Origin of the sequence: Sphingomonas sp. Leaf343, assembly GCF_001423765.1 — a bacterium.
GTDB lineage: Bacteria > Pseudomonadota > Alphaproteobacteria > Sphingomonadales > Sphingomonadaceae > Sphingomonas.
This window is the reverse complement of sequence record NZ_LMPG01000015.1, coordinates 195,339-210,131: the sequence shown is the minus strand read 5'-3', so window position 1 is coordinate 210,131 and position 14,793 is coordinate 195,339. Positions and strand designations below refer to the sequence as shown.

The 14,793-nt window shown below is 66.6% G+C and carries 14 protein-coding genes; 9 read left to right on the top strand and 5 right to left on the bottom strand.

Translation table 11 applies throughout. The annotated features are described in order from the left end of the window. Positions 1-68: 68 nt before the first annotated feature. From ASG07_RS15295 to ASG07_RS15275, 5 genes are all read left to right on the top strand, one after another. Entirely contained in the window at positions 69-458 is a 390-nt protein-coding gene (locus ASG07_RS15295; protein ID WP_055848741.1) for a hypothetical protein, read from the top strand. Positions 459-462: 4 nt separating this feature from the next. Further along, positions 463-1,521, top strand: a complete 1,059-nt coding sequence (locus ASG07_RS15290) for a glycoside hydrolase family 43 protein (RefSeq protein WP_236694735.1) — start codon at positions 463-465, stop codon at positions 1,519-1,521. Beyond that, a complete protein-coding gene (locus tag ASG07_RS15285) occupies positions 1,518-2,627 on the top strand; it encodes a sialidase family protein (protein WP_236694734.1) in 1,110 nt (369 codons plus the stop codon). The genes ASG07_RS15290 and ASG07_RS15285 overlap by 4 nt, the downstream gene beginning before the upstream one ends. Positions 2,628-2,717: 90 nt before the next feature. After that, the gene (locus ASG07_RS15280) at positions 2,718-3,488 is read left to right on the top strand and encodes a helix-turn-helix domain-containing protein (protein ID WP_055848736.1); all 771 of its coding nucleotides are present in this window, start codon (positions 2,718-2,720) and stop codon (positions 3,486-3,488) included. Between the two features lie 55 nt (positions 3,489-3,543). Next, on the top strand, positions 3,544-4,242 hold the full coding sequence (locus ASG07_RS15275; protein ID WP_055848733.1) for an NAD-dependent deacylase: 699 nt from the start codon (positions 3,544-3,546) through the stop codon (positions 4,240-4,242). Here ASG07_RS15275 and ASG07_RS15270 read toward each other — a convergent pair. Beyond that, positions 4,239-5,060, bottom strand: a complete 822-nt coding sequence (locus ASG07_RS15270) for a class I mannose-6-phosphate isomerase (RefSeq protein ID WP_055848730.1) — start codon at positions 5,058-5,060, stop codon at positions 4,239-4,241. The two genes, ASG07_RS15275 and ASG07_RS15270, sit on opposite strands and share 4 nt — an antisense overlap. Positions 5,061-5,162: 102 nt before the next feature. On the opposite strand from ASG07_RS15270, the gene ASG07_RS15265 reads away from it, so the two are divergent. Beyond that, positions 5,163-6,122: an outer membrane protein assembly factor BamD gene (locus ASG07_RS15265; protein ID WP_055848727.1), complete on the top strand. Its 960-nt coding sequence runs from the start codon at positions 5,163-5,165 to the stop codon at positions 6,120-6,122. Between the two features lie 158 nt (positions 6,123-6,280). Here ASG07_RS15265 and ASG07_RS15260 read toward each other — a convergent pair whose 3' ends face one another. From ASG07_RS15260 to putA, 3 genes are all read right to left on the bottom strand, one after another. Further along, positions 6,281-6,934: a hypothetical protein gene (locus tag ASG07_RS15260; RefSeq protein ID WP_055848724.1), complete on the bottom strand. Its 654-nt coding sequence runs from the start codon at positions 6,932-6,934 to the stop codon at positions 6,281-6,283. 13 nt (positions 6,935-6,947) lie between these two features. Continuing rightward, positions 6,948-7,355, bottom strand: coding sequence for a DUF6968 family protein (locus ASG07_RS15255; RefSeq protein WP_156361899.1), 408 nt, complete (start codon positions 7,353-7,355; stop codon positions 6,948-6,950). A gap of 342 nt (positions 7,356-7,697) precedes the next feature. Continuing rightward, positions 7,698-10,697 (bottom strand): bifunctional proline dehydrogenase/L-glutamate gamma-semialdehyde dehydrogenase PutA, encoded by a 3,000-nt coding sequence (putA, locus tag ASG07_RS15250; protein ID WP_055848719.1) that lies wholly within the window; start codon positions 10,695-10,697, stop codon positions 7,698-7,700. A 121-nt stretch (positions 10,698-10,818) separates the two neighbouring features. Between putA and ASG07_RS15245 the strand changes: the two genes are divergently transcribed. The 3 genes from ASG07_RS15245 to ASG07_RS15235 all read left to right on the top strand — a co-directional run bounded on the left by ASG07_RS15245 (position 10,819) and on the right by ASG07_RS15235 (position 13,310). Continuing rightward, entirely contained in the window at positions 10,819-11,253 is a 435-nt protein-coding gene (locus tag ASG07_RS15245) for a MaoC family dehydratase (protein ID WP_201781048.1), read from the top strand. A 22-nt stretch (positions 11,254-11,275) separates the two neighbouring features. Then, a complete protein-coding gene (locus tag ASG07_RS15240; protein WP_055848711.1) occupies positions 11,276-12,454 on the top strand; it encodes an acetyl-CoA C-acyltransferase in 1,179 nt (392 codons plus the stop codon). Positions 12,455-12,827: 373 nt separating this feature from the next. Further along, positions 12,828-13,310: a pyridoxamine 5'-phosphate oxidase family protein gene (locus ASG07_RS15235; RefSeq protein WP_055848708.1), complete on the top strand. Its 483-nt coding sequence runs from the start codon at positions 12,828-12,830 to the stop codon at positions 13,308-13,310. A 73-nt stretch (positions 13,311-13,383) separates the two neighbouring features. Here the strand turns inward: ASG07_RS15235 and ASG07_RS15230 are convergent, their stop codons facing one another. After that, positions 13,384-14,616 carry a polyhydroxyalkanoate depolymerase gene (locus ASG07_RS15230; protein WP_055848707.1) on the bottom strand — a complete coding sequence of 411 codons (1,233 nt, stop codon included), beginning with the start codon at positions 14,614-14,616 and terminating at the stop codon, positions 13,384-13,386. Between the last annotated feature and the right edge of the window lie 177 nt (positions 14,617-14,793).

Below are 14,793 nucleotides of genomic sequence, written 5' to 3'. Positions count from 1 at the left end.
TCACGGCCGCCACGGTAGGAAGTGGACGACAAAGGGCCGATCCAACGGCCGGCAACAGGGGAAATGTCTTGGGGAAACTGGACGAGCTCGATCCGCCGCGCTGGAGCACGGATGCGATACTGGCCCGTGGCGACCTCATCGCCGTCGCACGCAGGATCATCGGCGCGCGTCGCGCCTTGCAACAGGCCCTGTCGGTCGATCTGACGCACGAACCCACGCTGGATATCCTGCTCGCGCTGTTCGTGGCGCACGACACGGGTCCGGTCGGCTTCCGCAGCCTGGCCGCATCGACCACCATCCCGCTTACGGGGGTCGAGCGGTGGCTGCGTGCGCTGGAGGCGGAGGGGCTGGTTACACGCGCCGGCACCGCCGCCGCCCTGACGCCGCCGGGTCACGAACGCGTCACCGCTGCCCTGAAGGGGGTGATCCGGTCGCAGATGAACGAACAGTGGGATTGACGCGGTGAAGGCGTTGGCATCGATCGTCCTCACGGCGGCCGCGGTGCTCGGCAGCACCGACGGGCCGGCGGCGCAGCCCGCCACACGGTCCGTGCGACCCGCCCCGGCTGTCAAAGCGCCGCTGCGCCTGCCGGCGATGCCGCTGCACGACCCATGGATCGTCGCCGACCGCGCCAGCGGCACCTATCATCTGTTCACCCGCAACGAACGGCGCATGACCGGTGACGCGCGGCTGGGCATCATGGCCTATACCAGCCGTGACCTGAAGCACTGGAGCCGGCCGCACATGGTCTTCGCGCTGCCGCCGGGCGGCTGGGCGAACGACGGCGCGTGGGCGCCGGAGGTGCACCGCTGGCAAGGTCGCTGGTATCTGTTCGCGACCTTCTACAACGATGCCATGCCGCTACCGGTGGCGGGCGCGCGAAAGCCGGTGCGGCGCAGCACGATCCTGGCGGTGGCCGATCGGCCGGGCGGCCCGTTCGCGCTGGTGCGAAACGGCGAGCCGATCGTCAACCGGTCGATCATGACGCTGGACGGCACGCTGTTCGTCGACGCGAAGGGCAAGCCGTGGCTCGTCTATGCGCACGAATGGGTGCAGGTCGGCGACGGCACGATCGAGGCGATGCCGCTGAAGGACGATCTGTCCGCGGCCGGCCCGCCGCGCCTGTTGTTCCGCGCCTCCGACGCGCCGTGGGCGAAGGGCGACAAACAGCCCGACGGCACGAGCAACTACGTCACCGATGGACCGGAGCTGTTCCGGACGCGGACCGGCACATTGCTGATGCTGTGGTCCAGCTACGACCAGAACGGCTATGTCCAGAGCCTCGCCCGGTCGAAATCCGGCGGGATCGAGGGACCGTGGGAGCAATTGCCGCCGCTGGTCCGCGCCGACAGCGGCCACGGGATGCTCTTCCGGCGGTTCGACGGAACGCTGATGATGGTCCTGCACCGCCCGTTCAACAACGCGCGCGGCAAACTGTACGAGATGCGCGACACCGGCGACTCGATCGAGGTCGTGCGGGAAGCGACCGAGCTGGACGGCGAGCGGACGACGGTGCGTTGAGGCGGGACAGCCGTCGGCGGCTGACCGGTCTGCTTTGCGGGGCACTGGTCGTCGCGACCACCGCCGTGACGGCATCGGCCGGTGGGGCGGCGACGCGCTCGCCGATCCTGCTGTCCGAGTTCATCGATACCGCGCCGCCCTATCCGCAGGCGCACGCCTCCACGATCGTGGAACTGCCGGATGGCGCGTTGGCCGCGGCGTGGTTCGGCGGGTCCGGGGAAAGCCGACCGGACGTCCGCATCTGGTTCGCGCGGCGGGGGGCGGGGACCTGGGACCGGCCCGTCGCGGTAGCGGACGGGATGATGCCGGATGGGCGGCGATATCCGACCTGGAACCCGGTGCTGTTCCAGCCGTCCGGCGGCGAACTGCACCTGTTCTACAAGGCCGGACCCGATCCGCGCGACTGGTGGGGCATGGTCATCACCTCCGTCGACGGCGGGCGGCACTGGAGCCGGCCACGCCGACTGGCCGACGGTGTGCTGGGGCCGATCAAGAACAAGCCGGTCGAATTGCCGGACGGCAGATGGCTGTCGCCGTCGAGCCGCGAAGAGGGCAGCGCCGCCGACAATCGCTGGTCGCTGCGCATCGAACGCAGCACCGATCGCGGGCGAAGCTGGCAGGTGGGCGACGCCATCGCATCGCCGATGCACATCGAGGCGATCCAGCCGAGCATCCTGTCGTATCCCGACGGTCGCCTGGAACTGGTCGCCCGCACGCGGCAGGGGGCGCTGGCGATGAGCTGGTCACGCGATGCGGGGCGTAGCTGGTCGCCACTGGCCGCAATCGATCTGCCCAATCCCAATGCCGGCACCGATGCGGTTACGCTGCGCGATGGCCGGCACCTGATCGTCTACAACCATGCCGCCCATGCACCCGACCGCCCCGGCGACGGGCCGCGATGGCCGCTCAATATCGGCCTGTCCAACGACGGTGTGCGCTGGCGCAACGTACTGACGCTGGAGGACAAACCCTTGCCGGACGGCTATGCCTATCCGGCGGTGATCCAGACGCGCGACGGGCTGGTCCATGTCACCTACACCCACAACCGGACCCGTATCCGCCACGTCGTGATCGACCCCCGCCGGCTGGAGAGAACCGCGCGGTAACGATGCCTACACCCGGACGCGACCCGCGTCCCGACCTACAAATAATTGGGGGTGGCTGCGTCGATCGCCCCGCCATACCGACGGCATGATATGGACATGAAGGTGAGAGACGGTGCCGCGGCGCTGACCGAAAAGGAAAAGCAGACGCTTCGTCTGATCGTCCGCGGCCACGACGCCAAGTCGGTCGCACGCAGCCTCGACCTGTCCGTACATACGATCAACGAACGCCTGCGGGAGGCACGGCGCAAGATGTCGGTATCGAGCAGCCGCGAAGCCGCGCGCCTGCTGCTGGACATCGAGGGGCAACCAACGCCCGATTTATCGACGGACACGGAAATCGGGGACGACGCGGACCGGCATCGGGCGGATCGGAGTACCGCGCCGATCGTCGGCGCGGGGCGGATACCTCTCCGATCCCGGATCATCATCGGAGTCCTTGTCATGACGCTCTTTCTCGGCCTGCTGGCCATGACCGCCCTGCCCCATGCCGCCGTCGTCGCGCCGCAGACACCCACCGCATCGAGCGACGCTGTCGATGCCGAGGTCGTGGACTCGGCACGGCGCTGGCTGGTGCTGGTCGACCAGGGGAAATGGGACGAGAGCTACAAGGCCACGGGCGCGGCGTTTCGCGATCTGAACACCGCCGACGTTTGGGCGACGGTATCGCGTAAGGTCCGCGTGCCGCTCGGCGCACTGGTGTCGCGCACCTTCGTCAGTCAAGAGAATCTGCCCGCGCCGCCCTCCGGCTACGAAGTGGTGAAGTTCCGCACCAGCTTCGCCAACAAGGCCGACGCGCTGGAAACCGTGTCCCTCGTCCACGAAGGCGGCATGTGGCGCGTCGTCGGTATCACCGTAGGCTGAACGACGGACGGCGCGGCGGCTTTCGCCCGCCGCGCCGCTGGCCTATTCGAAGGGAATGACCGCCACACCCGCCATCGTCGTCCTTACCGGCGCCGGCATCTCCGCCGAATCCGGGCTCGCCACCTTTCGCGGTCCCGGCGGGCTGTGGGAGGGGCACCGGGTCGAGGATGTCTGCACGCCACAGGCGCTGGCGCGGGACCCCGAACTCGTCCACCGCTTCTACGATGCGCGTCGGGCGGCGCTGGCGACGGTGGAGCCGAACGCCGCCCATCTCGCGCTCGCCCGGCTGGATGCGGCATGGCCGGGCGACCTGCTGATCGTCACGCAGAATGTCGACGATCTGCACGAACGCGCGGGAGCGCGGCGACTGTTGCACATCCACGGCGAATTGCGGTCGGCGCTCTGCGCCCGGTGCGAGGCCCGTAGCGAGCATGACGGCGACCTGCCGCCGGGCAGCGTCTGCGTCGCCTGCGGCGCGCCGGCGCTACGGCCCGACATCGTGTTCTTCGGGGAGATGCCCTATCATATGGAGGCGATCGAGGCGGCGCTGGCGGCGTGCGACCTGTTCGTGTCGATCGGCACGTCCGGTGCGGTCTATCCGGCGGCGGGGTTCGTCCAGCTGGCCGACCATTATGGCGCGGATACGCTGGAGTTGAACCTGGAACCGTCCGCCGGCTCCGCGTCCTTCGCGCAGAGCCGGCATGGTCCGGCGAGCCTCCTCGTGCCCGCCTGGATCGACAGCCTGCTGAACTAGAGGCGGGTGGTGCCCGGGTAGGCGAACAGGACATCCGCGCCGTCCGCCAGCGCGATCGTCTCCGCGCCCGTCACGGTCGCGCACTCGCCCGCCTTGAACGCGACGCCCGCAACCGATCCGGTGCCCGCAATCGGGACGATCCATGCGGTGTGGCCGCCCAGATCAACCGCATGCTCGCCGCCGCTCCAGCGTTCCAGCACGAACTTCGGCCCTTCGACGAGGAGCGTGCGGTCGCCCGCGACCTTCCCCGGCGAGGTGATCGCCCGGTACGGCGTCAGGTGCGCGACCGCGACGCCGTCGTCCAGATGCAGTTCCCGGTCGCTGCCGTAATCGTACAGGCGATAGGTCGTCTCCGAATTCTGCTGCACCTCGATCAGGGTCAGGCCGCCACCGATCGCGTGGATCGTACCCGACGGCGCATAATAAAAATCGCCTGCCTTCACCGGCACCCAGTCGAGATCGGCCTCGATCGATCCGTCCTGCGCGTCGGCGCGGAGCTGGTCCGCGGTCATCGCCTGCTTCGGCCCCAGCGCGATCGTCGAATCGGGTTCGGCCTTCAGGATCGTCCAGCATTCGTCCTTGCCACGCGGCAGGCCGCGCTTGTGCGCCTCCTCGTCGTCGGGATGCACCTGCACCGACAGCTTCTGGCTGGTGAACAGGTATTTGATGAGCAGGTCCGGGCTGGTGTCGCCCGGCTGCTGGAACCAGACCTCGCCGATCGGGTCGCCGCCGGGCGCGGCATCCTCGAAACCGGGGAACAGCGTGTGACGGCCCCAGGGCTTCTCGACGCGGTGGGTGTGGAGCAGGGTGGCGGGCATGAACTATCCTTTCGCGGGTCCGAACGTGTCGCGCGGGGACCGGATGCGCGGTAAAGCAAAAACACTGTTGCAGCGCCAGCGGCTGCGCTACAGCGCGCTTCGATGCGTACCCCCTCCTTTGTATCCGGGCCTCGCGCCCCGCTTACCCTCGCGCTGATCTGCGCCGCCGCGCTGCCGATCGGCGGTTGCGCCCGCACCACGGCCAAGGCGGACGTGCCCTATGTCGCGCGCGACGTGGGTACGCTGTACTCGACGGCGCGGAACCGGCTCGACCAGAGCCGCTACAAGGAGGCGGCGATCCTGTTCGACGAGGTCGAGCGGCAGCACCCCTATTCGATCTGGGCCCGCCGCGCGCAGTTGATGAGCGCGTTCAGCTATTATCTCGACAAGAACTACACGCAGTCGATCCAGTCGGCGCAGCGCTTCCTGTCGGTCCACCCCGGCAACCGCGACGCGCCCTACGCCTATTACCTGATCGCGCTCGGCTATTACGAGCAGATCCAGGACGTGACGCGCGACCAGAAGATCACGCGACAGGCGCTCGATGCGCTGGGCGAACTGGTCCGCCGCTATCCGAACACGCGCTATGCGTCGGATGCGCGGCTGAAGATCGACCTCGTCAACGACCATCTCGCGGGCAAGGAGATGGAGGTCGGCCGCTTCTACGAAGTGCGTGGCCAGTGGCTTGGCGCGTCGATGCGTTTCCGCACCGTCGTCGATCAGTATCAGCAGACGACCCACACGCCCGAGGCGCTGATGCGCCTGACCGAAGCCTATCTCGCGCTCGGCGTCCCGGAAGAGGCGCAAAAGGCCGCCGCCGTGCTCGGCCGCAACTATCCGGGCAGCGACTGGTACCAGCGCGCGTTCAAGCTGATGCAGGACAATCCGGTGAAGCAGGTCGCCGCGATCCCGGTCGGCCAGCCGATCGTCCCCGTCGGCACGCCCGGCGCGCAACCCGGCTCGCTGCCGGGCGACGCCGGCACAGGCACCGCTCCGAACGCCGCTCCGCCGGCGACGACGACGGGCGCGAACCCGACGCGGAGCACGCAGCCGACGAACTGAGGTCGACTCTGGACTGGTCCAGCTCTCGCCGCTGCAGATCGGCCGAGGCCGGCACGTTGAACGATTCAGACCGAAGCGGCATCGGTTCGATTCGGCAACGTCGCAGTTCGACAGGCGCGGGATCAGCCGGATAGCGCCGGGAATACTCACGGACAGTGTCAGGCAGGCGGCGGGATGTCGCGCCTGATCGAAATCCGGTTTGCCCGGCTCGTGCTATAGCTTACCGCGATGCGAAGCTGGTCCCGCGCGCCAAGCCAGAGCGTGATGACGTCCGCTACCTGCGTCACAGCCGACGGCGTATATTCCTCCAGTGACGCCTGTATCGTTCGACTGTTGCGGCACATCCCGGAACCCGTCGTATCCCGGCACGACAATTTCACCTTCACGCGCCTTGAGCGGACATCATTCAGGTAACCAAGAGCTGCAAATGCCCGGTCGATACCCAGGCCGCGGATGGCCACGTACCTGTCGCTGGGACAGGTGCCACCGTCGACAGGCGCGATCTCGGTTACGGCGAAAGCCCCATCAGCAAGCGGCGCTGTCTCACCGACCTGCCGGCGAAACTTGACGAGCCAGCGTTTGCGGGAGCAGCCGAGCGCCCCCGCGACGGGAACCTCCACCAACTCGCGTTCAGCGATATCGGGGATAGCCAGCCCCTGCAGCGGCGGCACTTCGACAGACGCTATGGGCGCGTGACCATGTCCCTTCAGCGCATCATTGCCCGCTACGACCGGCGGCAGGTGGTCGAAAGTCGCCATCACTGGGCCCTGCGGAACAATCGACAGGAACATCATCAGCAGGATTGCGGCCATGCTTTACCTTCCGTTACACACCTAGCTGATGTTCGATCTTCTGAATTTCGCTTGTCTCGAACTTTTTAAGCAGACCTGTCACCCTGTTATTCACTTCATTGCTTATTATCGGGTTTATCCAGAATGGCATACCGCCATGGTCTTGCTTTCTATAATAGACTGACCTTTTACTGGCATCAACCAAAGCACGAATCATGTAGCACGCCGAGACCAACGCCCCTATCGGATCATCGGCCGTTGCAATCGAGTAATGGGTGTTACTCTGCCACGATATTTGGATCAAACAGGACCAATAGCCCGCCTTCTCATGATAGGGCATCCATAGCCGTATTTCCCCGGTGTCCGGGCCAAGGGCGGAGTCCAGAAAAACATGCCTTATGTAGTCAGGCTTGCTGATCTGCCGACCAAGAAACTGCTCCATCGAATATTCCATTACCCATTCATATCCGTGCTTTGGCTGTGATGCACTTCCAGTAATGACATCGCAACGTGTAATCAGGAGGCATGATCGGCTTTTACCAATACAAATGCTACTGATCCACCGTAGATCGTTAAGCGATCAAGCGTAGGCCGACGCTTGAATAACATTTAACATCCGTCGTTCTGACCACATAGCTGCTCAGCCTACCATGGAATATAGATATCTTGTCTGCTGCGTCGCCGATACGCACGACTCACTCGTCGTAACAGTTGGATTTTGCGGGAACTTGCTGGATCAAGCCGTCAATATCACGTTGGTGCGCCGCGGACTGGGCCGCTCCCCTCATATCCCCCCTTCGTCCAGCGACAGCAGCGTCGCATTCCCCCCGGCGCTGGTCGTGTCGACCGACACCGCCCGCTCCGCGCAGAAGCGGTAGAGGTAGTGCGGACCGCCCGCCTTCGGCCCGGTGCCCGACAGCCCCTCGCCGCCGAACGGCTGCGAGCCGACGACCGCGCCGATCATCGAGCGGTTGACGTAGAGGTTGCCGACCGCAGCCTCCGCCTCCGCGACTTCGGCGGCGCGGGCGATGCGGCTGTGGAGGCCCATCGTCAGGCCGTAGCCCTTGGCGTTGACGCGGGCGATCGTCTCCGACAGCGTGCCCGCCTCCCACGTCGCGACGTGCAGGATCGGGCCGAACCATTCCTGCGTCAGGTCCTCGATCCGATCGAGGCGGATCAGCGTCGGCGGCACGAACAGACCGTCTGCGGGCGCATCCACCGTCTTCACCCAGCGATCGCGAACGCTGTCGCGGTAGCCCATCAGCCGGTCATAGGCCGACCGGTCGATCACCGGCCCGACATCGGTCGCCGGATCGCCCGGCGCGCCGAGCCGCAGCGTGTCCATCGCGCCCTTCAGCATTGCGATGACGGTATCGGCGACATCCGCCTGCACTAGCAGCAGCCGGAGCGCCGAACATCGCTGCCCGGCCGAGCGGAACGAGGACGCGACCACGTCGGCGACCACCTGCTCCGGCAAAGCGGTCGAATCGACGATCATCGCGTTGATGCCGCCCGTCTCGGCGATCAGCGGCACGATCGGGCGGTCGTCGTCCTGCACCAGCGCCCGCGCGATGCGCTTGGCGGTGGCGGTCGATCCGGTGAAGGCGACGCCCATCACCCGCGCATCCTCGGTCAGCGCCGCGCCGACCTCCGGCCCGCCCGGCGTCAGGATCAGCGCGTCGACGGGAATGCCGGCCCGGTGCGCCAGTTCGACCGCCTTCATCGCGATCAGCGGCGTCTGCGGTGCGGGCTTGGCGACCACGGTATTGCCAGCGACGAGCGCCGCCGCGGTCTGGCCGAGGAAGATCGCCAGCGGGAAATTCCACGGCGCGATCGTCGCCCACACGCCACGCCCCTCGATATGCAGCGTATTGCGCTCGCCGGTCGGCCCCGGCAACTCTACCGCCCGCAGCCGCGCGCGCGCCTCGCCGGCATAATAGCGGCAGAAGTCGGCGGCCTCGCGGACTTCGCCGATCGCGTCGGGGATGGTCTTGAACGCCTCCTGCACGCAAATCGCCATCAGCTCGTCGCGATGCTCCTCCAGCAGGTCGGCGAGCCGTTCGAGGCAGGCGGCGCGGTCGTCCACCGGCGTGGCCTGCCATGCGGGAAAGGCGGCGTGGGCGCGGGTGATCGCGGCATGGACCTGCCCCTTCCCCTCGCTCCGGGCACCTCCCCCGCCTTGACTGGATTGAACACCCGATACCAAGGGCTTGCCCACCGCCGCCACCGTGGCCTCCAGCGTCGGCCGGTCGCTGAGATCGATGCCCATGGAATTGCGATGTCCGGGCGCGAACAGGTCCTTCGGCAGCGGGATCGACGGATGCCGCGCGCCGCCCACCGCCGCGATCTTCGCGACCGGATCGGCGAGGATCTCCGCCTCGGTCAGCCGCGCGTCCGCCAACTGGTGCACGAACGACGAGTTCGCGCCATTCTCCAGCAATCGCCGGACCAGATACGCCAGCAGGTCGCGGTGCCCGCCGACCGGTGCGTAGATGCGGCAATGATAGCCGTTCTCGCGCACCAGCCGCTCGTACAGCCCGTCGCCCATCCCGTGCAGCCGCTGGAATTCGAAGTCGCGGCTGTTGCCCGCCCATTCCAGGATCGTCGCCACGGTCAGCGCATTATGGCTGGCGAAGGCCGGGCGGATATTCTCCGCCGCCAGCATGTCCTTCGCCACCGCCAGATACGACACGTCGGTCGCCGCCTTGCGCGTGAACAGCGGATAGTCGTTCAGCCCCTCGACCTGCGTGCGCTTGATCTCGCTATCCCAATACGCGCCCTTCACCAGCCGCACGTTCATGATGCGATCGAGCCCGTTCGCCCACGCCACCACCGGCCGCGCACGCTTCCCGTACGCCTGCACCGCCATGCCGAAGCCTTCCCAGCCCTTCAACGAGGGCAACGCCGCGACCGCGCCGATGATGTCGAGGCTCATCTCCAGCCGCTCGGACTCCTCGGCGTCGACGGTCAGTGCGATGCCCTTGCGCGCGGCCTGCACCGCCAGCGCCTCGACCATGTCGGTCAGCGCCGGTACGCACTCGTCCCAGCGCGCGACCTCGTAGCGGGGGTGAAGCGCCGACAGCTTCACCGACACCGAATGACCGGCCTTCGGGTCGTTGCCGACCGCGTCGATCGCGCCAACATAGGCCTGGAAATAGCGCTCGGCGTCGTCGAACGTCCGCGCCGCCTCTCCCAGCATGTCGAAGCTGGCGGTGAAGCCCTTGTTCTCGGGCTTGCGCATCCGCCGCATCGCCTCGTCGATGGTGCGGCCCATCACGAAGATCTCGCCCATCATCTTCATCGCGGCGCCGACCGCCTGCCGCACGAACGGCTCGCCCGCGCGGGCCATGAGACGCTTGAGCGGTCCCGCGGGCCCCTCGCCGACCAGCGCGCGGCCGACGACCAGCCCCCAGGTCGCCGAGTTGACCAGCTTGGACGACGATCGCCCGGCATGCGCGCGCCAGTCGGCGTCGCCCAGCTTGTCGGCGATCAGCAGGTCCGCCGTTTCCGGATCGGGCACGCGCAGGAACGCCTCCGCCAGCGACAGCAGCGCGACGCCCTCCGACGAATTGAGCCGGTACTCCTGCAGGAACTGGTTCACCCAGCCCCGGCTCTGCGCCGCGCGCAGGTCGGCGAGCAGCCCCGCGGCATGCCCCATGATCCGCTCACGCGACTCGGGGGTGGTCGCGGCGCGGTCCAGCAGCGGTTTTAGAACATCGGGTTCGGCGGCGCGGTAGAGCCGGACCATGGATTTGCGCGCTTCGGACGTTACGGCGGTCGTCATATTCGTGGTTCCGGTCTTGAAGGCTTGCAGTCGGCAGGCGCCCGCGACTACAGGATGCCAAGCGCTTAGCGTCAAAAGCATGTCGAGGGGAAATCGCGTGGCGACTGTCACCGTCGAGGAGATGAAGGCGCGGGTGGGCACGACCACCGTCAGCGACTGGATCACCGTCACGCAAGGAATGATCGACGCATTCGCGGAGGCCACCGGGGATCGTCAGTTCATCCATGTCGATCCCGTCGCGGCCGCCGCGACGCCGTTCGGCGGGACGATCGCGCACGGTTTCCTGACATTGTCGCTGATGCCCGCCCTCGCCGCCAGCGTGCCGGACGCGCCGATGCTGGCGGACGTGCGGATGGGCGTGAACTATGGCGGCGACCGCGCCCGCTTCCTGACCCCCGTCCGCTCCGGCAGCCGCGTCCGCGGCCACTTCAAGCTCCTGTCGTTCGCCGAGAAGCAGCCGGGACGTTTCCAGCAGACCACCGAATTCACCGTCGAGATCGAGGGGCAGGAGAAGCCCGCCCTGATCGCCGAATGGATCAGCCAGATCTTCGTTTAACATTGTGTCGAGGACCCTTCCTATGCGCTCCGCCGTCATCGTCTCCACTGCCCGCACTCCGATCGGCCGCGCCTATCGCGGCGCGTTCAACAACCTGCCCTCCCCCACGCTCGCCAGCCACGCGATCAAGGCGGCGGTCGAGCGGGCGAAGCTCGACGGTGGCGATGTCGACGACGTGGTGTGGGGCGCGGCGCTCCAGCAGGGGCATCAGGCGGGTAACATCGCCCGCAACGCGCTGCTCCGCGCCGGTCTGCCGACGACGGTCGCGGGCATGTCGCTCGATCGCCAGTGCGCGTCGGGCCTGATGGCGATCGCGACCGCTGCGAAGGAGATCGTGGTCGACCATGTCGCCGTCGCGATCGGTGGCGGCGTCGAGAGCATCAGCCTCGTCCAGACGCCCAAGATGAATATCGCGCCCGATCCGCAGCTCGTGGCGATGCACAAGGACATCTATATGCCGATGCTCCAGACCGCGGAGGTGGTCGCGAAGCGCTATGGCATCAGTCGCGAGGCGATGGACGAATACAGCCTCCAGTCGCAGCAGCGGACCGCCGCCGCGCAGGCCGCGGGCAGGTTCGACGACGAGATCGTGCCGGTGTCGGCGACGATGGCGATCGTCGACAAGGTGACGAAAGAGGTCAGCCACAAGGACGTGACCCTGTCCAGGGACGAGGGTAACCGCGCGGACACCACGCTGGAGGGGCTGTCGTCGCTGAAGCCCGTCCTCGGCCCGGATTACACGATCACCGCCGGCAATGCCTCGCAACTGTCGGACGGCGCATCGGCGTCGGTGCTGATGGAGGAGAAGGAGGCGGAGCGTCGCGGGTTGCAGCCGCTCGGCCGCTACGTCGGCATGGCGGTGGCGGGCACCGAACCGGACGAGATGGGTATCGGCCCGGTCTTCGCCATCCCCAAGCTGCTGGAACGCAACGGCCTGAAAATGGACGATATCGGCCTGTGGGAACTGAACGAGGCGTTCGCGGTGCAGGTGCTGTATTGCCGCGACACATTGGGCATCCCCAACGAACTGCTGAACGTCAACGGCGGCGCGATCTCGATCGGGCATCCTTACGGCATGTCGGGCGCGCGCATGACGGGCCATGCGCTGATCGAGGGCAAGCGTCGCGGCGCGAAATACGTCGTGGTGACGATGTGCATCGGCGGCGGCATGGGCGGCGCAGGGCTGTTCGAGGTGCTGTGAGGTTGAAACGGTAACGTCCGACGCGTATGTATGGCATCGGCGTTTTGCATACGCGCCTTTCGGTATGGGCTCCGGTTGTGTCAGCAGCCGGAGCCCAATTCATTTCGGCCCCATGCGTTCGGGGCTTGAGTGTCAGCCCAAGCCCCTCCCGGCGCCTTACCTGTTACGCGACACTTCGATGATCTTCACGACCAGGGTCGCAAAGGCGAAAAGCACGCCCAGGATCAGGCACAAATCGGAGAGTTGCATACTCGACCTTTCTGCGGTGGCGGCGGAACGGCCGCCGCTTGTCGTCATGGCCCCACGCCTGCCTCGCGCAACCAACCCCCGCGCCCCTCGTTCTCAGGCCTGACCCCATCAAGGAGAAAGCGTCATGGCCGATCACGACAACCCGCAGGAGATCGCGGAGAAGTTCATCGCGAAGGTGAAGGCGAGTCCGTACATCATGCTGGGTCTGGAAAACGGTCAGCATTCGGAGCCGATGTACGTCCGCCTCGACGACGATCAGCCCAACACGTTGTTCGTGTTCGCGGGCAAGGACAACCGCGCGGCCGGCGGTGGCAAGGGGATGGTGCAGTTCGTTGGTAAGGGCCACGACTTCTTCGCCTGCCTCGCGGGTACGGTTTCGCAGGACAACGACCGCGCGCAGATCGACAAGCTCTGGGATAACAACGTCGAAGCATGGTTCCCGGGCGGCAAGGAAGACTCCAATCTGGCGCTGTTGCGGTTCGATGTGGAATCAGCCGAACTGTGGGAAACCGACGTCGCGATCTCCGGAAGGCTGAAGATGCTGTTCGGCGGCACGATCGACCCCAGCGAGTCGTCCAGCCATGCGAAGGTCGGCTCGATCGCCTGATCGAACGGCCCGGACATAAAAAAGCCCCGATCCTCCACGGATCGGGGCTTTTTTATGTCTATCGAACCGAAGTTCAGGCGGCGTTGGCGGCCCAAAACTCCTCGACCACCGGCGCGATGCGGGTGCGCCATTTGGAGCCGTTGAAGATGCCGTAATGGCCGACGCTCTCGGCCATCAGATACCGCTTCTTCCCCTCCGGCAATGCCGTCGCCAGCGTCAGCGACGCCTTGGTCTGGCCGATTCCGGAAATATCGTCGCGCTCACCCTCGATCGCCAGCAGTCCGACATCGGTGATCGCCGCCGGATCGACGCGGCGACCGCGATGGATATATTCGCCCTTCGGCAAGGCGTGCGTCTGGAACACGACGTCGATCGTCTGGAGGTAGAACTCCGCCGTCATGTCGCAGACCGAGCGATATTCCTCGTAGAAGCCCTTGGTCGCGTCGGCACTTTCGCCGTCGCCGCGGACCAGATGCTTGAACAGCTCGAAATGGCTGGTCATGTGATTGCCGAGGTTCATCGACATGAAGCCCGCGAGCTGGAGGAAGCCGGGATAGACCCGCCGACCCGCGCCCGGATACGTCATCGGGACGCTGACGATCACGTTCTGCTGGAACCACGCATGCGGCCGCTCGGTGGCGAGCGTGTTGACCGAAGTCGGTGCCTCGCGCGTGTCGACCGGGCCACCCATCAGCGTCAGCGTCAGCGGACGCAGCGGGTGTTTGTCCGCGCTCATCAACGCGACCGCGGCGTAGGCGGGCACCGAGGGCTGGCACACCGCCAGCATATGCGCCCGGCCGGAGCCATCCTCGCCCATCGCCTCCAGAAACTCGATCAGGTAATCGACATAATCGTCCAGATCGAACTTGCCCGCCGAGGTCGGCACCAGCTTGGCGTCGCGCCAGTCGGTAATGTGGACGTCCGCGGACGGCAGCAGCCGCTCGACCGTGCCCCGCAGCAGCGTGGCGTAGTGACCGGACATCGGCGCGACGATCAGCAGCTTGGGGCCGCCCTCGAAGCCCTCGCGCCGGAAGCGCTTAAGCTGGCCGAACGGCTTCCGCAGCACGATCTCCTCGTGCACCTTGACCTCACGGCCGTCGACGGTCGTCGAGTCGAGGCCGAATTCGGGCTTCCCGCGCGGGGCAGAGGCGTGCGCGAACACTTCGAGCGCGGAGGCGACGATGGAGCCGCCGCCCATATAGGAGAAGGGGTTGGCGGGGTTCTGGAGCAGCCCGGCACCGAAATTCGCCATCGCACTGGCGCCGGCGAGCATCGAGCGCTGCATCTCATAGGCATCGTAGAGCATCGGATATCCTTTAACCCCACATAGGTTACGCGACTGGTAACGCAACCGTTCGCCACCGCAACGATCTTGTCGGCGGACGGTCTCGGCGCGGCACAGCTGCCACCCTTCGACCTCCACCGCGATTGAGCCGCCGCCGCCACGCTGCTAGGCGCGCGGCATGGCCAGAGACGAACGCGG